Origin of the sequence: Burkholderia sp. Bp8998, from assembly GCF_003854235.1 — a bacterium.
Taxonomy (GTDB): Bacteria; Pseudomonadota; Gammaproteobacteria; order Burkholderiales; family Burkholderiaceae; genus Burkholderia.
The window spans coordinates 1-18,420 of the sequence record NZ_QTQF01000074.1 but is presented as its reverse complement, the minus strand read 5'-3'; the positions used below and the strand labels follow the sequence as shown (position 1 = coordinate 18,420).

Annotated in this window: 14 protein-coding genes and 2 pseudogenes; 10 read left to right on the top strand and 6 right to left on the bottom strand. The window is 64.6% G+C overall.

Features of this window, described 5'->3' with window-relative positions; all coding sequences use genetic code 11:
• Both DIE06_RS36355 and DIE06_RS36350 read left to right on the top strand, forming a co-directional pair.
• A pseudogene (locus DIE06_RS36355) lies at positions 1–203 on the top strand (hypothetical protein); the annotation flags it as partial.
• A 4-nt stretch (positions 204–207) separates the two neighbouring features.
• Entirely contained in the window at positions 208–900 is a 693-nt protein-coding gene (locus DIE06_RS36350; RefSeq protein WP_124665540.1) for a YoaK family protein, read from the top strand.
• Between the two features lie 119 nt (positions 901–1,019).
• Here DIE06_RS36350 and DIE06_RS36345 read toward each other — a convergent pair whose 3' ends face one another.
• Entirely contained in the window at positions 1,020–1,178 is a 159-nt protein-coding gene (locus DIE06_RS36345; protein ID WP_185733567.1) for a hypothetical protein, read from the bottom strand.
• On the opposite strand from DIE06_RS36345, the gene DIE06_RS36340 reads away from it, so the two are divergent.
• The 3 genes from DIE06_RS36340 to DIE06_RS36330 all read left to right on the top strand — a co-directional run bounded on the left by DIE06_RS36340 (position 1,153) and on the right by DIE06_RS36330 (position 7,020).
• Positions 1,153–1,332, top strand: a complete 180-nt coding sequence (locus tag DIE06_RS36340) for a hypothetical protein (protein ID WP_185733566.1) — start codon at positions 1,153–1,155, stop codon at positions 1,330–1,332. The genes DIE06_RS36345 and DIE06_RS36340 overlap by 26 nt on opposite strands.
• Positions 1,333–1,723: 391 nt before the next feature.
• A complete protein-coding gene (locus DIE06_RS36335) occupies positions 1,724–5,866 on the top strand; it encodes a chemotaxis protein CheB (protein WP_124665539.1) in 4,143 nt (1,380 codons plus the stop codon).
• A gap of 158 nt (positions 5,867–6,024) precedes the next feature.
• Positions 6,025–7,020: a chemotaxis protein CheB gene (locus DIE06_RS36330; protein WP_124665538.1), complete on the top strand. Its 996-nt coding sequence runs from the start codon at positions 6,025–6,027 to the stop codon at positions 7,018–7,020.
• A 68-nt stretch (positions 7,021–7,088) separates the two neighbouring features.
• On the opposite strand, the gene gfa is transcribed toward DIE06_RS36330, so the two are convergent.
• From gfa to DIE06_RS36310, 4 genes are all read right to left on the bottom strand, one after another.
• A complete protein-coding gene (gene gfa / locus DIE06_RS36325) occupies positions 7,089–7,664 on the bottom strand; it encodes an S-(hydroxymethyl)glutathione synthase (protein WP_124665537.1) in 576 nt (191 codons plus the stop codon).
• 304 nt (positions 7,665–7,968) lie between these two features.
• Positions 7,969–8,373 (bottom strand): cupin domain-containing protein, encoded by a 405-nt coding sequence (locus DIE06_RS36320; protein WP_124665536.1) that lies wholly within the window; start codon positions 8,371–8,373, stop codon positions 7,969–7,971.
• A 6-nt stretch (positions 8,374–8,379) separates the two neighbouring features.
• A complete protein-coding gene (locus DIE06_RS36315) occupies positions 8,380–8,859 on the bottom strand; it encodes a carboxymuconolactone decarboxylase family protein (protein WP_124665535.1) in 480 nt (159 codons plus the stop codon).
• 193 nt (positions 8,860–9,052) lie between these two features.
• Positions 9,053–9,553, bottom strand: coding sequence for an Ohr family peroxiredoxin (locus tag DIE06_RS36310; RefSeq protein ID WP_124665534.1), 501 nt, complete (start codon positions 9,551–9,553; stop codon positions 9,053–9,055).
• 530 nt (positions 9,554–10,083) lie between these two features.
• Between DIE06_RS36310 and DIE06_RS36305 the strand changes: the two genes are divergently transcribed.
• From DIE06_RS36305 to DIE06_RS36290, 4 genes and pseudogenes are all read left to right on the top strand, one after another.
• Entirely contained in the window at positions 10,084–12,192 is a 2,109-nt protein-coding gene (locus DIE06_RS36305) for an efflux transporter outer membrane subunit (RefSeq protein WP_124665533.1), read from the top strand.
• A gap of 34 nt (positions 12,193–12,226) precedes the next feature.
• The gene (locus tag DIE06_RS36300; protein WP_124665532.1) at positions 12,227–13,561 is read left to right on the top strand and encodes an HlyD family efflux transporter periplasmic adaptor subunit; all 1,335 of its coding nucleotides are present in this window, start codon (positions 12,227–12,229) and stop codon (positions 13,559–13,561) included.
• A 103-nt stretch (positions 13,562–13,664) separates the two neighbouring features.
• Complete coding sequence (locus DIE06_RS36295) at positions 13,665–15,218, top strand: DHA2 family efflux MFS transporter permease subunit (RefSeq protein ID WP_124665531.1); 1,554 nt, start codon at positions 13,665–13,667, stop codon at positions 15,216–15,218.
• Between the two features lie 632 nt (positions 15,219–15,850).
• Positions 15,851–16,599: pseudogene (locus DIE06_RS36290) on the top strand (adenylate/guanylate cyclase domain-containing protein); the annotation flags it as partial.
• Between the two features lie 258 nt (positions 16,600–16,857).
• Here the strand turns inward: DIE06_RS36290 and DIE06_RS36285 are convergent.
• Positions 16,858–17,391: an SRPBCC family protein gene (locus DIE06_RS36285; RefSeq protein ID WP_124665530.1), complete on the bottom strand. Its 534-nt coding sequence runs from the start codon at positions 17,389–17,391 to the stop codon at positions 16,858–16,860.
• A gap of 275 nt (positions 17,392–17,666) precedes the next feature.
• On the opposite strand from DIE06_RS36285, the gene DIE06_RS36280 reads away from it, so the two are divergent.
• The gene (locus DIE06_RS36280) at positions 17,667–18,095 is read left to right on the top strand and encodes a VOC family protein (RefSeq protein ID WP_124665529.1); all 429 of its coding nucleotides are present in this window, start codon (positions 17,667–17,669) and stop codon (positions 18,093–18,095) included.
• Positions 18,096–18,420: the final 325 nt, after the last annotated feature.

Sequence of the window (18,420 nt, the reverse complement as noted above, 5' to 3'; positions counted from 1 at the left end):
TGCTGACGCTCGTCGCGATGGTGGTGGCGAACGATTTCTGGAACCGCTCGGGCGCTGAACATTTCATGGCGCTCAACAGCTTTTTCGAGCACCTGGGCTTGATTGCGGCGCTCGTTCTTGTCACCATCGTCGGCGACACTCAACGCGGGGAGGTGACGGCAGGCCCTGAACGCCGGGTCGGACGTCGAAACCAACGGGAATGAAGCATTGAAATCTGAAGACACCATTCTTTCCGCGGTCGCCGGATTCGTCGATACGCTGAGCTTCGTCTCGCTGTTCGGGTTGTTCACCGCACACGTGACCGGCAACTTCGTGCTGATCGGCGCGGGCGTTGCCGGGTTCGGGCAGGGCCTCCTGCTGAAGCTGAGCGTGTTTCCCGCATTCGTGTGCGGCGTCGTCGCGGCGAGCCTGATCGCGCGGTCGTTGTCCGGGCGGCCGGCGTGGCAGGGCGCGCGTGCGCTGCATGCGGTGCAGGCCGTGCTGCTGCTCGGCTTCTGCGCGGCCGGCGTGTGGGCGACGCCCGTCACGCAGTCCGACAGCCTGCCGGTGCTGGTGGCCGGCATCGTCGGCACCTTCGCGATGGGCATTCAGAACGCGCATCCGCGCGTCATCGCACGGGCCAGCGTGCCGAACACGGTGATGACGGGCAACGTCACGCAGGCGATTCTCGATGCCGTCGACCTGCTGTCCGCCGGCACGGCCGACAGCGCGCGTGCGGCCGCGCGCGCGCGCTTCGGCAAGATGTTGCCGGCGATCGTCGCGTTCGCGCTCGGCGCCATGGCCGGCGCGCTCGGCTTCCGCTTCATCGGATTCTGGGCGCTGCTCGCGCCGGCCGGTGCGCTCGCGGTGCTGGCATCGACGTCCGGCGTGCCCGACACGGTGCCTGCCGCGCGGAGCTGAGAGCGCGACACGTGTGCTGATTCCGGCGCGACGGCGGGCAAGCTGCTGTTCGCGACGCGCGCCGGTTTGCGTTGAGGCCAAGTGGACACCGCGAGCACCGCGCTCGCGGTATCCCGATCTCAGCGTTGAACGCCCAGGCTTTCGCGTTTCCCGTCCTTGAACGTATACAGCGTCAGCGTGGCGTTCTGCAGATCGCCCTTCGCGTCGTACGGATACGGCGCGTCGATCACCACGTCCTGACCATACTTCTGCTTGAAGCGCTTCCTGAAGTTTTCCATCAGGCGTGATGCCGCCGCCTTCCGCGCAAATGACCTGGAAGTGCGCCGCAAGATCCATGTCGCCTGTCGCCGCGGCGAGCGCAATCATCCTGCGATCCACGTCCACGTATTCGTCGAGCAGATCGTCCGCACGGCATCGAGCCTGCTCGGTTAGTGCCGAGCCTGCGTGCAAACCGCATCGCGTGCTCGCATCCATTCGGCCGTCAGGAAACAGAATCGGGGCCGACCCGCATGCCGGCGCCGCACGGTCCGGTCGCGGTGTTTTCGGCGAGCAACTTTCCGCTATAAATGAAATGTCATCGGGGCGCCGGGGCCGGCATGACGGATTCGTCGCGCGGCTGGCGGGCCGAGGGGGCGGCCGATGCGGCATCGCGCGGGCAAGGTGCGACACGCGCCGGGAGTTCGGAGGGTCGATTCCTGACTGGTCGGCCGCGTACAATGCGCACGGGCGTGCCGAAAGCGGACCCGCGGATCATGCGAAGCGCCACCGGGCGGGCGCACGACGTCCCGCGGCAGAGTCCGGTTACACCATCAGGAGATAATCAATGGCACGGCAAGCGCCCGCGCATCAGGAGGGGAAGTCCTCGTCCCCGACGTTGAAGAGCGATCTGCGGTTTCCGGTGGTGGGCATCGGTGCCTCCGCCGGCGGTACGACGGCCCTGCAGACGTTCTTCGAGAGTGCGCCGACCGGCATGGACATGGCGTTCGTCGTCGTCATGCATCTTGCGCCGGAACAGGTCAGCCATCTGGACAGCGTCCTGCAGCGCACGACGGGCATGCCGGTGCATCAGGTGACGGCCACGATGCCGATCGAAAAGAACCATATCTACGTGATCGCGCCGGGCACGCAACTCGAAATGTCCGACGGCTGCCTGCGCTGCAGCGACCGCGACCGGTCCGAAGGCGCGGCACTCGCGATCGACCACTTTTTCCGGACGCTGGCGGACGCGCATGACGCGCGGGCGATCGCCATCGTGTTGTCCGGCACCGGTTCGGACGGCGCTGCCGGCTTGAGCCGCATCAAGGAGGCGGGCGGCATCACGCTCGCGCAGACGCCGGACGATGCCGAGTATGCGGAGATGCCGCAGCATGCGATTGCGACGACGCACGTCGATATCGTGCTGCCGGCGGTGGAAATGCCGCAACGCTTGCTCGACCTGTGGGCGAATGCGCGACGGATCGAACGTCAGAGCCTCGAGCTGGCGCAAACGGACCTGAACATCGATCGGCCGGGCGCCAACGATCCGGAGCGCGCACTGTCGGACATCCTGATGCACCTGCGGGTCCGGACGGGCCACGATTTCAGGCTGTACAAGCGGGCGACCGTGCTTCGGCGCATCGAGCGGCGGATGCAGGTGAACGGCCAGCGCGACCTCCTCTCATACCGCGATTTTCTGCGTAACGCACCGGACGAGGCGAACGCGCTGCTGGCGGACATGCTGATCGGCGTGACGCAGTTTTTCCGCGATCGCGAGGCCTTCGATTTCCTCGAGCGCGAGGTGATCGCCTCGCTGTTCGCGCCGGATTCCGCCGAGGAGCAGGTGCGTGTCTGGGTGGCCGGATGCGCGACCGGGGAAGAGGCCTACTCGATCTCGCTGTTGCTGGCACGGGCACGCGAGGCGGCGATGTCGAGCCAGGCGATCCAGGTGTTCGCGACCGATATCGACGAAGCGGCGATCGTCCGTGCGCGCACGGGCTCCTATCCGCTGTCGATTGAAGCCGACGTGCCCGCGCCGCTGCTGCAGCGGTACTTCACCCGCGACGGCGCGCACTACGTGATCGCGAAGGCGGTGCGCGAGCGCATTCTGTTCGCGGCGCACAGCCTGCTGCGCGATCCGCCGTTTTCGCATCTCGACCTGATCTCGTGCCGCAACGTGCTGATCTACCTGGAGCGCGCAGTGCAGCGCCAGATCCTGGAGCTGTTTCATTTCGCATTGCGCCCAAACGGCTACCTGTTCCTGGGCACCGCCGAATCGGCCGACGCGGCCGACGATCTGTTTACCGTCGTGGACAAGAAGCGCAGGATCTATCAGGCGCGCGTCGTCACGCATCGTGCGAAACCGGCCGCGGGTTTCCCGCCGCTGTTCCAGATCGAATCCGGTTCCGCGGACGAGCGGACCGCGCCTCAACCGCCGTTGCGGGTGCCGGCCAGTCCGGCCCAGCGCAATTTCTCCTATTCGGAGCTCCACCAGCGCGCGCTGGAAACGTATTCGCCGCCGAGCGTCATCATCGACAAGGATTCGAACGTCGTGCATCTGTCGGATAACGCCGGCCGGTTCCTGCGGCACGTCGGCGGGGAGCTGTCCAGCAACATCATGACGCTGGTGCTGCCGGATCTGCGGCTCGATTTGCGCACGGCGATTTTCCGTGCGCTGCAAACGGGGACGAGCGTCGAGGCGCGCCGAGTCAAGTGGACGCACGACGCGAGCGTCTCGTGGATCAACATGACCGTCAGGCCGTTTCACGACAAGGTCGCCAGTTCGGAGTTCCTGCTCATCGTGTTCGACGAAGTGGCAGGCAGCATGACCGAAGAGGATCAGGCGGAAGCGAGCGGACTGGACCCGGTGCTCGCGCAGCTCGAACAGGAGCTGCAGCACAGCCGCGAGCAACTGGCGACGATCATCGAGCAGTACGAAACCTCGGTCGAGGAGCTGAAGGCGTCGAACGAGGAACTGCAGGCGATCAACGAGGAATTGCGCTCCACGAGCGAGGAGCTGGAAAGCAGCAAGGAAGAACTGCAATCGGTCAACGAGGAGCTGACCACGGCCAACGCCGAGATGCAGGCGAGAATCGAAGACACGGCCAAGGCGAACGACGACCTCCACAACATCATCGCGTCGAGCGAAATCGCGACCGTATTCGTCGACAAGGAAATCAGGGTCAAGCGGTTCACGCCGAACGCCACGGCGATCTTCAACCTGATCGATACGGACCTCGGCCGGTCGCTGTTTCACATTACCCATGCGCTGCGGTATCCGACGCTCGCGGACGATGTCCGGGAGTCGTTCAAGTCGCTCCGGCTGATCGAACGCGAGATCGAGAGCGAGGCCGGCCGGTGGTACCTGATGCGCTTGCTGCCTTATCGCACCGCGGACGATCACATCGATGGCGCCGTGATCACGCTGATCGACATCACGGACCGGCATCACGCGGAAGAGGTGGCCCGGGCTGGCGAGCAGCGCCTGCGGCTGGTCGCGCAATCGACCAAGGACTACGCGATCATCATCCAGGACAGCCAGGGATCGATCGTGAGCTGGAACGCCGGCGCCGAACGCATCTTCGGCTATACGGAAGAAGAGATGATCGGCCAGGACGTGGAGCTGCTCTACGAGCCGAACGATCGACAGGCGCTCGTGCCGGCGCGCGAGCGCGACGTCGCGACCCGCGAGGGACGCGCGGACGACGAGCGCTGGCACCGGACCAAGGACGGGCGCCGCATCTTCTGCAGCGGCGTCGTCACACCGATTTCCGATACGTCGTTCAGCGGGTTCGCGAAGATCGTTCGCGATCTGACGCTGCGCAAGCAGAGCGAGGATGCGAACCGGGAAGCGCTTGCGCGAGAAGAGGCCGCGCGTGAGCAGGCGTCGAGCTCGAACCAGTTGAAAGACGAGTTCATTGCCGTGTTGTCCCACGAATTGCGACATCCGCTCAACCTGATCGGCGTCAAGTCGGAAATGCTGCCGCGCCTGCCGGAAACGCGCGACATTCCCGCCGTGCGCGAAGCCGCCGAGTCGATTCGACAGGCCGTGCGCGCGCAGGCACAGATCATCGACGACCTGCTCGATCTGTCGCGCATTCAGACTGGAAAGCTGGCCCTCAGTCTGTCGCGAGTCGACCTGACCGCCGTATTGCGCGGCATTGCGGACACGTGCGAGGTCGACGTGCACGAACGTGGGCTGGACCTCAAGACGGGGTTGCCGGCGCAACCGGCAATCGCGCTCGTCGACCCGGTGCGATGCGAACAGATTTTCTGGAACCTGATGTCCAATGCGCTCAAGTTCACGCCGGCCCATGGGCAGATCGTGCTGCGCCTCGCCCACGAAGGGAGGATGCTGCGGGTCGATGTCGTGGATAACGGCCAGGGGATCGATCGCGACACGCTCCCGCACGTCTTCGACATGTTCCGGCAGGCGCCCCGCGACCGGTCCCGCGGCGGACTTGGCATCGGGCTCGCGCTCGTGCGACAGCTCGTTGAAATGCACGGCGGCCGGATTTCCGCGGCGTCCGATGGTCCGGGGGCGGGAACCACGATGACGGTATGGCTGCCGGCCGCGACGGACGACCGCGCGGTGGCGACCGGCAGTGATGTCGAGGAGGCGAGTATCGCCGGCCTGTGCGTGCTGCTCGTCGAGGACGACCGGGAGACGGCGATGTCGCTCAGAGCGCTGCTGGAACTGGGGGGCGCGGTGGTCAGTGCCGCGGAAAGCGGTACCGCGGCGCTCGAGATGCTCGAGAAAGCGCCGGTCGATGCCATCGTGTCCGACATCGGACTGCCCGACATGGACGGCTATGAGTTGCTGCGCCGGATCAAGGGCGACCCGCGGTGGGCCAACGTCAAGGCCGTGGCGCTGACCGGCCGCAACCGCCAGGACGATGTCCAGGCCGCGGCGGCGGCCGGATTCATCACGCACCTCGCCAAACCGCTGGATTTCGGGATGCTGCTCACGGCGTTGGCCGGCCCGCGGTGATCGACGCTTGACGCAACGCGCGCGTGGGCGCCTTGCAGCGGACGGTCGAGCCGCTGCACGACGCTGCACCGCGCCCGTCTGCGCATCGATGATGCACGCGGACGACGATATCCGGGACCGGGCATCCAATTTGCGTACTCGTACGCAAAGGAGGTGTTATGGACCATCGAGATATCGTCGTCATCGCCTCGTCCAGAGGCGGCCTCCAGGTACTCCGGACAATGGTGGCCGGCTTCGCCGCGGATCTGCCGGTGCCGATTTGCATTGTTCAGCATATTGGTCGGCATCGGACCATGTTGCCGGAGCTATTGTCGCGATGGGGCACCCTGGATGCGAGTGAGGCGATCCACGGGGAATCTGCGCAAGCGGGAAGGATTTATGTCGCGCCCCCGGACCGGCACATGGTTTTGCGCGGCGGATCTATCCGGCTGCTCGATACCGCCGCCGAAAACTTCGCCCGCCCGGCCGCCGATCCGCTGTTCCGGTCGGCCGCACGTGAATATGGCCCCGGGGCGGTCGGCGTGGTACTCAGCGGCGATCTGGACGACGGGGCCGCCGGGCTCGCTGCCATTCGGGCGCGGAAGGGCTACGGCATCGTTCAGGATCCCGACGAATGCGAGGCGCCTTCGATGCCTCGCAGCGCGCTGGCCGCCGCGGGTGCCGATGCGGTCGCCACGGCCGGCGAGTTGCCGCGCGCCATTCATGCAGCGGTCCACGGCGCACGTATAAATGAGAAGCAAAAGATGGCAGATTTGCGCGATCTGGATCGAGAGTCCCGAATTGCGGAGCAGGGGCTGGCCACGCCGCAACTTCTCGACGCCATCGGGGAGCGCTCCGCACTGACGTGTCCCAGTTGTAATGGCGTGCTATGGCGTATACGCGACGATCGTCCGTTGCGATATCGGTGCCATACCGGGCACGCGTTCTCCGTGCTCTCGCTGGATGACGCCCAGGCGCAGAAAGCAGAAGATGCGATATGGGCTGCGATACGGGCCGTTCACGAGCGCATGATTTTTGCGCACGAGCGCCAGGAATGGGCTCGGCACGTGGGCAATGCCGAAGACGTTGCAATCGAGCAGGCTCGCATCGATGAAAACCAGCAACTCGCGGACGTGCTGCGCTATGCGGTAGGTGCCGCCACGCACGGGAGATAACGGGCGTGACGGGCGGCGCCGGGTAACGGCGCGCAGCGTCTCGCCGCGCGCCGGCCTTGGCGATGACCTCAGGCCTCCCGGTACGTCCCTTTGGCCTTGGCCGTCTGCGTCGCCAGCGCATCCATCAGCGGCGGGCTCAGGCAATCGTACGGCTCCAGCCCTTTGCCGCGCAGCGTGTCGCGCACGTCCGCCATCAACGACGGCGGCGTGCCGCTCTCGATGATCGACGACACGAACGCGGCGAAACCGGGGCCTTCCCAGCCGGCATCCGGCGACAGTTCGGTATGGATGAAATCCAGGCCGTAAAACGCGTGGTCGGTATTTTCGATACGTCCGAACAGATGCGTGCCGCATGCGGAGCACGCATGGCGCTGGATCAACGCCTTGTCGTCCACGACGTGCAGTTTCTCGCCATGCGCGGTCACGGTGACCTTGTCGCGCGGCACGACGCCCACGACGGAAAACAGCGCGCCAGCCGGTTTCCAGCACTTCGTGCAGCCGCACGCGTGATTGAACGCGACCTGGGCATCGACCCGAACCTCGACCGGATCCTGCGTGCACAGGCAGCGCAGCGTACCGCCCGCGAACTCGGCGGCGCCCTTTTGAATGCCGCGATCGACGGCGGGATGAATGGCGACGGACATGGTCATCTCCTTTTTTGGTGCTGCTTCGGTAGTGAACGACGGTTCGGATCGAGTGCGTCGTCGATGTCGGAGCGCGATTTCGCGGGTGTCGCGAACGGCGCGGGAACCCGCGTCAATTCTGCGCCTTTTATGGCGCCTCTCGATCCTCGACGCAAACTGGGGGGGAGTATATGGCGGATACTGGCGGGGAGTATACCCGGCGATTTCCCGAATCCGCGCTCAGCGCGCCGGGGCATGCCGAAGGTATGCCGGACCAAACAGGATGGTATGAGGAAAGACATCGCCGGCCGCGCCGGCGATGTCGTTATTTCACGGGCGTGAGGACCGGCGCACCCTTGTTCTTGATCAGGAACACGACGAATCGTGCGGGCTTCGTGCTGCTGGCGTTGCGCCCGACCGTGTGCACGTCGTCGGGGCCTTCGTGGAACGTGTCGCCGGCGTGGAGCGTGACCTCCTTGCCGCCGTTCAGGCCCATCACGATGCTGCCGTCGAGCACATAGACGAATGCCTGCGCGTCGTGACGATGGACGGGATCGACGCTGCCGGGCGGATAATCCACGACGATCATCTCGACTTCCTTGCCCGGATACTCGGGCAACGGCTCCGTGGTTAGTTGCGTCACCTTGGCCTGTGGTGCGGCGGCGGCCGGCTGAACGGGCATCAGCAGCGACAGTGCAAGCGGTGCAAGAGCGAGCATGATGCGTTTCATCAGTCGTTACTCCAGGTTGGCCTTGTCGAGCCCGAACATCTTGTCGAACGAGCCGGGCACGATGCGGAACGCGACATTCAGCCGGTTCCAGCTGTTGATCGCACCGACGAGGAAGGTGAGATCCGACAGCTCCTGCTCCGAATAGTGGGCCCGCACGCGTTCGAAGAGATCATCCGGCACGCCGTGCGACGAGAGCTGCGTCAATGCTTCGGTCCATTCCAGCGCGGCGCGCTCGCGCGGCGAAAACAGCGGCGACTCGCGCCAGATCGCGACGTGATGCACGCGCAGTTCGCGCTCGCCGTGGATCTTGGCCATCTTGATGTGCATGTCGACACAGAACGCGCAGCCGTTGAGCTGTGATGCCCGAATCTCGACGAGCTCGCGAACCGGCACCTCGATCGTCGTCTTTTGAAACAACCCGTCGAGCTCGACGAGCTTCCTGGTCAGTTCCGGCGATTGCTGAAAGTAGTTGATACGTTGCGTCATGATCCGTTCTCCTGATGTGTGGAAGCGCTACTACCGGTGCTGCGCGTGGCGATGCATCGCAGACCGGCCTGGCAACCATCGTAATCGCGGGTCTCGCGGGCCAGTAGTGCCGGGGACGTGCGCACTCTGTTGCCCCTTCGGCACCAACCACGTATGAAGCGCGTCGGCGTGACCGCACGCCGCCGAGGGGCAGTCACGTCGACACGACGACGACACTGCAGATTCCCTGCCGCGCCATCTTCGTATAGGGGCACAGCCGCTCCGTGTCGCGGGCCAGACGTTGTGCGACCTGCGGGTCCACACCCGGCATGCGGAGGGTGACGTTGGCGGTCAGCGCATATCCGCCATCGACCGGATCACGACCAAACGACACTTCGACAGCCACGGTCGTTGCCCGGATGTCGAGCCGTTCGCGCTGCGCCAGAAGGCTCAGCGCACCGTGGAAGCAGGCGGCATAGCCGGCTGCAAAAAGCTGTTCCGGATTGGTGCCGCCGCCCGGACCGCCCAGTTCGGTGGGCAACCGCAAATCAAGGACGAGACAACCGTCGTCGGATCTCGCAACGCCCGATGCACGGCCGTGCCCGGATTGACCACCCGAGACCGTGACCGTGGTCGTGTAGAGCACGGCGAATGTCCGCCCGCGGTATTTGTCGAGCAGTGTCAGCGACGGAGGTTGCAACCTCTCGTTCTCCATATGCCTCCCGATTGTTTGTACTGGCCAACGCGAGCGCCTCGAATCCTGCGTATCGGGGCGATGCGTTGTTTTCCGAATCGAATTCGCGCAATGGTGCAGGTTGTGCCTGCAAGTCGATCCCCATGACTTCCATCCGAACGATGGGCCAAACGCTCTTTCATGCTAGGCAAAGACGAGTCGCCGTACCAGATCGCGCCGGGATGCATGGTGTTGCCCACACCGCACCAATGAGGCGAGAGGCTCGCGATCGGGTGCATCGCCGTGACGGGAGCGGATTGGTGCCAACGAGGAACGGGAAAGTGTCCCGATACAGGTCTACTTGCGGAGGGCTCCGGCTCCTAGCATGACGGTACGGCAATGGGGGCGATCGGCGTCGCTGACGAGCCATCGATTTCGAGCGTGCCCGATACACGCGTGCTGGATCGCGATGCTCCGTCGCCGATGAAACGTTGCGAATGCAACGGCAACCGTTCCCGGTGTTTCGGGCGGCGACGCGACACGCGACGCCCATACGAAATCGGAGGCCTGCGATGGAAACGTTGGATATCGAGTGGCTGTCGACTTCGCCGGCGCCGATCCGGAATGATTCGCGCATCGAAGCGGGTGCGCATCTCGTCAGCGAACGCGATGGGTATGCGCACCACGGAATCTACGCGGGAAACGGCCTGGTTATCCACTATGGCGGCTTTCATCGCTCCGCAAGGCGGTGCCCGGTGGAATGCGTTTCGTTGCGTTGCTTCGCGGCGAACAAGGGAATCCGCGTCCAGCCGGAACCGGGTGCCGTCTATACCGGAATGACGGTCGTCGAGCGGGCCAGGTCGCGCCTGGGTGAAGACCGATACCAGCTTCTGACGAACAACTGCGAACACTTCTGCACCTGGTGCGTGCGGGGTGTCGGACGCAGTGAGCAGGTACGCCGCGGCTTGAGGAATCCATGGATGGGCATCCGGACACTGTTCGCGCTCGCGAACGAGGGTCTGGCTTCCCGTGCACGCATGAGGTCGCGTTGCCGCGATGAAATGCACCCGGGTCTCGTCGCGCCTGCGCGGATACCGGAGCGAACCCGAATGGCGATTTTTTTGCAATTGGCTTTCCTGGCCTACTACGTGACGAGACGAGCAATGAACATTTTTTCAATCGCCGGGCGACACACGTCGCGCGTGTTCAAGGCGGGGGTGCCGGCGATCGTCGCGGCCGGGTTGTCGGCATGTGTGAATTACGCCGGCATTCACGGCGATGCGGCGATGACCGAGCCGCGGCAGTACGCGACGCAACAGAGCCTTCCGCTCGAGCAAGGGCATTGGCCCGACGCCGATTGGGCCGATCAGTTCGGCGACGGGCAACTGAAGTCGTTGATCGACGAGGCGCTCAAAGGCAGCCCGACGCTCGCTCAGGCGCGTGCGCGCGTGGCGGCCGCGCAGGCCTACAGCGAATCCGCGCGAGCGGGGACGATGCCGCGCATCGACGCCAGCTATGCGCTCACACGGCAGCAATTTTCCGGAACGGCGCTCGTACCGCCGCCGTATGGTGGTTCGTGGCAGACGGAGAACCGCGGCATCCTCGGCGCTTCGTACGAACTCGACCTTTGGGGCAAGAAGCGCGAGGCACTGAAGGCGTCGGTGTCGACGCTTCAGGCGAGCCGCGCCGACGCGGAGACGGTCAGGCTGACGCTCACGACGTCGATCGCGCGCACCTACAACGAGCTGGCCCGTCTGTACCTGCTGCATGACATCGCGCAACAGGAAATCGATCGGCGCGAGAAGATCGACCGCATCGCCGCGGGCCGCATTGCGACCGGGCTCGACACACAGGTCGAGCGCGAGACCGCTCGCGCGAACCTCGCGACGAGCCGCGCGTCGCTGACATCGCTCGACGGCCGGATTCTGGCGATGCGCTATCAGATCGCCGCACTGCTCGGCGCCGGCCCCGATCGCGGCCTGCGGATCGCGCGCCCGATGCTCGGCATCGGCAACGAGGTTCGACTGCCCGACAATCTGCCCGCCGATCTCGTGAGCCGGCGCCCGGACATCGTGGCTGCCCGGTGGCGTGTCGATGCGCTCGCGCACGATGTGAAGGAAGCCAAGGCCGAGTTCTATCCCGACATCAACCTGAGCGCCGCGATCGGGCTCGATGCGTTCGGCTTCGGGCGCTTCCTGACGGCGGCGAGCCGCACCGCGTCGATCGGCCCGGCGATCCACCTGCCGATCTTCGATGCCGGCGCGCTCCGCGCGCAACTGAAGGGACGCTACGCGGACTTCGACAACGCCGTCGCGGCCTATAACCAGGCGCTCGTGACCGCGTTGAGCGAAGTCGCGACGCAAGTCGCCGACGTGCGTTCGACGGACGCGCAACTCGTCGACGCGCAGTCCGCGCAGCAAGCCGCGCTGAAGGCGGCCGCGCTGGCGCTGGCTCAATACAAGGCCGGTCTCACGAATCAACTGACCGCGTTGAACGCCGACGTCAATGCGCTTTCCGCCGATCAGGGCGTCGCGAATCTGCGCATGGACCGTCGTGATCGTCAGATCGCGCTGGCGTCCGCGCTGGGTGGCGGCTTCGTCGACACGTCGTTCGCAGAGTCGGGGGCTGCGGCACGCGCCGATGTGCCCGTGTCGGCCGCGCCTGCCGTCGCCGCGCGTTGAGCGGCGATCCATCGAATCTGCCAGGAGAATCGAAATGAGCGAAATCAACCCGCCGGTTCGCAAGCCGGTCGAATCCGCACGCGTGAATCATGACCCGTCGCCGCAGGGAGGCGACGATGTCGCAAGCGAAGCCGCCACGCGACGGCGCAGGCTGTTGCTGGCGCTGCTCGGTGCGGCGGTCGTCGCGTCGTCGGTCGCGTATGGCGTGTACTACCTGACGTATGCGCGCTACCACGAATCGACCGACGACGCTTACGTCAGCGGCAATCTCGTGCAACTGACGCCGCAGGTGGCCGGCACCGTCGTGGCGGTGAATGCCGACGATACGCAGATCGTGAAGGCGGGCGACCCGGTCGTCACGCTCGACAACGCCGATGCGAAAGTCGCGCTCGGCAACGCCGAAGCGGCGCTGGGGCAGACCGTGCGGCAGGTGAGCAGCCTGTACGTGAACAACGATCTGTATGCCGCGAACGTCGCGCAGAAGCAGTCCGATTTCGTCCGCGCGCAGGACGATCTGCGCCGCCGCCAGGCCGTTGCCGATACGGGCGCCGTGTCCGCCGAGGACATCGCGCACGCGCGCGACACCGTGGCGGCCGCGCGGGCCGCGCTCGACGCCGCGCGTCAGCAGGCGGAAGCCAACCGCGCATTGACCGCCCGCACGACGATCGACCAGCACCCGAATGTGCAAGCGGCCGCGTCGAAAGTGCGCGATGCGTATCTGGCCTACGCGCGCAACGTGCTGCCGGCGCCCGTCACGGGATACGTCGCGAAGCGTTCGGCCCAGGTGGGCCAGCGCGTGTCGCCCGGCACGCCATTGATGGCGATCGTGCCGCTCGACGGTGTGTGGGTCGACGCGAACTTCAAGGAAGGCCAGTTGCGCAACATGCGCATCGGTCAGTCCGTCACGCTGACGGCCGACGTGTACGGTGGCAAGGTCCGGTACCACGGCCGCGTCGTCGGCTTCTCGGCAGGCACGGGCAGCGCATTCGCGAGCTTGCCCGCGCAGAACGCGACGGGCAACTGGATCAAGATCGTGCAGCGTTTGCCCGCACGTATCCAGCTCGACCGGAAGGAGCTCGATGCGCATCCGCTGCGTATCGGACTGTCGATGGATGTCGACGTGGATACGCGCGACGACACCGGCCCGCAGCTCGGCGCGGCAATGAACACGTCGTATCGAACGGACGTGTTTGCCGAGTACGGCGCACAGGCGGATGCCGAGATCGAGAAGATCATCGCGCGCAACGTCGTCATCGGGCATGCGGGGGCGACGGGGCCCGCCGGATCGCCGACGGCATCCGCCAGGCACGACACACGAGACGCGCGCGACACGGCCGACACGGGCAACACGACGGCGCGCGCAAGCTGACCCCCCGACCCGGTGCGCGTGACGGTCGCGTTCCGGTCGATCCAATCGCGTGACCGGCCGGATCGATACGCCGGCACGGTCGAAACTTCAGAGTGGAAACAACATGAATTCCTCGACGCAACCCGCACCGCCGCCGCTGACGGGCGGAAAGCTGGTCCTGGCGACCCTCGCCGTCGCGCTCGCGACGTTCATGAACGTCCTCGATTCGTCGATCGCCAACGTCGCGATTCCGACCATCTCGGGCAACCTCGGCGTCTCCGTCGACGAAGGTACGTGGGTGATCACGCTGTTCTCGGCGGCCAATGCCGTCGCGATTCCGTTGACGGGCTGGCTGACGCAGCGCGTCGGGCAGATCAGGTTGTTCGTGGCCGCGATCGTGCTGTTCGTGTTCTCGTCGTGGTTGTGCGGCGTCGCGCCGAACCTGCTCGTGCTGCTCGCCGCGCGCGTGTTGCAGGGTGTCGTCGCGGGGCCGCTGATTCCGCTGTCGCAAGCGATCCTGCTGGGCTCGTATTCGAAGGAGAAAAGCTCGACCGCGCTCGCGCTATGGTCGATGACCGCGACGGTCGGCCCGATCGCCGGCCCCGCGCTGGGCGGCTGGATCACCGACAGCTACAGCTGGTCGTGGATCTTCTACATCAACATCCCCGTCGGCCTGTTCGCGGCCGGCGTCACGTGGATGATCTATCGCGACCGCGAGACGCAGGTGCGCAAGCTTCCCATCGACAAGGTCGGCCTGATGTCGCTCATCGTGTGGGTCGCGACGCTGCAGATCATGCTCGACAAGGGCAAGGACCTCGACTGGTTCAGTTCGCCCGTGATCTGCACGCTTGCGGTCGTCGCCGCCATCAGCTTCCTGTTCTTCCTGATCTGGGAGTTCACGGAGCGGAACCCGATCGTCGACATACGCCTGTTCGCGGTGCGCAATTTCCGCGGCGGCACGATCGCGATCTCGGTTGCATACGCGGTGTTCTTCTCGAACCTCGTGATCCTGCCGCAGTGGATTCAGGGCTATCTCGGCTATCGATCGGTGGATGCCGGGCTCGTGACCGCGCCGCTCGGGATCTTCGCCGTGCTGTCGGCGCCGATGATGGCGAAGATCATGCCGAAGTCCGATGCACGGGTGCTCGCGACGCTGGCGTTCCTCGGATTCGCTGGCGTGTTCTTCATGCGCTCGCATTACACGACGAGCGTCGACCCCTATACGCTGGTGCTGCCGACCCTGTTGCAAGGTATTCCGATGGCGCTGTTCTTTACGCCGCTGACCGCCATCATTCTGTCGGGTTTGCCGCCCGAACGGATTCCGGCGGCCGCCGGCCTGTCCAACTTCGTGCGCGTGTTCGCGGGGGGTGTCGGCACGTCGTTGATCGCGACGGGGTGGAACGACCGGACGATCCTTCATCATGCCCGGCTCGCCGAGCAATCGGGCGTGAACAACCCCGCCTATACGGGCGCCATCGCGCAGCTCCACGCGACGCTCGGCGGCGGCGTGGATCAGGCCACCGCGTTTTTCGAACGTACGCTCAATGCGCAGGCCGCGATGCTCGCGCTGAACGATATCTTCTGGGTGTCGTCGATCATCTTCATCGTGATCGTTCCGCTGGTCTGGCTTACCAGGCCGGGCAAGGGCGGTGGTGGCATGGCTGGCGGCGCGCATTGAGCGGGGCTGCTTCGAAGCGCGCGGGGTGCACTCGACGAAAACGCATGGGTTGCCCGTCGCGATCTGCACTGCACGCGGGACGGGCAACCGTGACAAAACCGCGAGCGTTTCTGGCGAAACCCGGATAGCGGTCGTTTGACGGTCTATCGTTGTTCGACATCGGACACCAGCAGGGTCCCTCTGGAACGACCGCTGGCGGCATTGGCGGAGGATCTCTGGACCCAGTTGGATCCGATGACTCTTGTCCTCCAAGAACGCCCGTTCCGGAAGCGATAAGGCGAACGGCGGTTGAGGGATGGCAAAAGATCGAGTAGCCGAATCCGCTTGCGAAGAAATGATCCGTATCGCGACCCTCCCGAGACTTCTCCGCGCGTACCTCGAACTCGAGTTCGACGTGATCGGACGTTCGCCGGCCCATGGGTGACCGTTTCCTCCGCTCGATCGACTTTGATTGCCCGGAATGGCGTGGCTTGGTGCAAGATCTGTATGTCGCACGGAAGGTCGACCAGACCGTCCTGCAGACCATGCTGCTAATGCGTGAGGTGAACCATGCCGATCATCAATCGCCAGCCGTTTTCGGATGCTCCGGTGCTTCGTGTGCGCGATGTTACGCTCTCCGCGACGGACGACATCGAGAATTGCAGGCAAGCCGGGAACTGATCCGTCGCCAGCGCGACGAGCTCCAGGGTCTCTACGATAAGCTTGTCGCAGAGCAGAAAGTGTCGGAGCGGCTGCTGCTCAACCTGCTGCCCTCTCCGATCGCCGAGCGGCTGAAGGCACGTCCAGAAGGGATCGCCGACAGCATTCCGGAGGTCATCGCCGACAGCTTTCCGGAAGCGACGGTACTGTTCGCGGATATCGTGGCATTCACCCGATTTTCGGCGGGCCTGAGCCCCGAGCGACTGGTGGGCGTGCTCAATGAAATCTTCACCGAATTCGACACCATTGCTGATCGGCGTGGCCTCGAGAAGATCAAGACCATCGGCGATGCATACATGGCGGCCGCGGGGCTGCCGGAGCCGACGGCAGATCACGCGGTGCGCGCCGCGCATATGGCGCTGGACATGATAGACGCGCTGGCGCGCTTCAATCAGCGCACTGGCTACAACCTGCAAATGCGCATCGGCGTAAACAGCGGTGCCGTCGTGGCCGGCGTCATCGGCAAGCACAAGTTCATCTACGACTTGTGGGGCGATGCGGTCAACCCGCAAGCCGGATGGAATCTCACGGCGTGGCGGGACGGGTGCAGGTAACGGATGCGCCACGGCGCCGGTTGGGTGAGCCGTTCCAGTTTGAGGAGCGCGGCAACATCGAGGCAAAAGGTATAGGAATGCTACACACGTGGTTTCTGTCTGACCGATGCCGTGCGCCGTCCAAATGATGCTCCGTGCCGCCAACCGCAATCCCGTCCTCCAACACACGTGATGGGCAATGTATTGCCGCCGCCTGACGCGTCCCGGACAGACTGCGGCGCGAAGGCTCGGATGGCCGTTGTACCTTGGAAGCTGTCATTGATATGGCGCTTGATCCGGCGGCCGCTCCGGGTCGCAAGCGGGCCATCGCCAGAGCCGGCAATCGATGCCGGACTTCCATCGGATTGGAATCCTTGGTCTGCGGGCGGCGAGTCGCGGCAATCCATCTATGCGCCGCCATCGAGCTTGACCTTGAGGCGCCGCACCGCTTCGGTCGATTCGGCATCGATCTGCTTGCGCAGAACTGCCCAGTTGAGCAGCGAGAACAGCAAAGTTGGCGCCCGGTAGGCAAAATCGCGCTCGAACCGCGTGCCGGCGCCGATCGGCGTCAGCGTGTATGTGACGGTCCCTGCCTTCCTCCCATCGATGTCGCCGTCAATGCTCCAGAATGTCGGAGCGCGGCGCCCCGCCACCGTCCAGACGACCGTCCCAGTGCGGCCCGCCACGCTGAAGTCCTCAGTCACCTTTTCTCCAACTTGCAGCGAATGATCGGTGGCGCCACGCACTGCCAGCGACGATGGATGCCATGCCGGCCAGTTTGCGGGTGTCGACACATATTCGAACACTTCTTCAGGCGCTCGCTGGATCGTGACCTCGCTGTGAATTTGTGTCATCGGCTGCCAGGGTAGTGGCACAAAAAGCAGCACGACAACCGCGCAGATCGCTATGAGCGCACGGAGGACTGTCTTACGAAATCGCATGGCATGAGGCTCGCAGAAAGGGGGGCTGCCTCCACTATAGACACGGTCACCATGTCACAGCGGTGTGGCAAGGGGGGCATTGCAACGCTTGACGGTGGCCCAATCGTCGAACCCGCCCGATCGCCGTTCGCTGCCGATTGGAGATGTCTGCCGGCCAGGCCTACACTCATCCATGCCCCGCGCGACCTGAATACTGGCCGCCACTTCAACTCGATGGGCGCGGGCGGACATGTTCGCATCTCACGGCGCCGCTCGTTCGCGGCAAAGGAAAAGCCATGGATAAGTTCCCAAAAACCACTGCCTTGTTCATCGCAGGCTTTGGCCCGATTGCGATTGAGGCCGAGGCAAGCCGCGAGCTTTACAGTCGGGCCTTCGGTATCCCCTTCAAGGAAGAGACAGGCGGCTACCTCCATACTGAGAGCATGAATGGCGCAAACACTTTCGCCTTGTGGCCGCTCTCTCAGGCCGCTCAGTCGTGCTTCGACATGGATTCGTGGCCTAGCGACGTACCCATCCCGCAAGCCTGGATTGAGTTTGATGTCGACAATGTCGAAGCGGCTACAGCAGAACTTGAATCGCGGGGGTATCGAATGCTGGTCAGGAACCGGAGTGAGCCGTGGGGCCAGACCGTCAGTCGCTTCATCGGGCCGGAAGGATTGCTGGTAGGAATTACCTTTACGCCATCCATGCGGGACGAGAAATGATGATGGCCGCAGTGGCAGTCCCTCGTGCGATGAATGATCTGGCCGACGAGCAGCACACGCCCCTCAGGTGAATGGCTGATGAAGTCGGCAAACGGCCGTTCCGATGAGAATGATTCGGATTTCGTCATCTGCCAAAGCGCCCCTGACCTGCACTCAGGGTGTTCAGAACGTGGTGAATTCTCGACCCGACGGATTGGGGCGGCGGCGACACGCTACGATCAAAGCGATCCGACTTTCGTCCCGACGCACAATGACGACAATGTATGAATTGCTCGGTGTGTGCGAGAACGCCACCAACGAGGAAATCAAGCGCGGCTACCGAAAG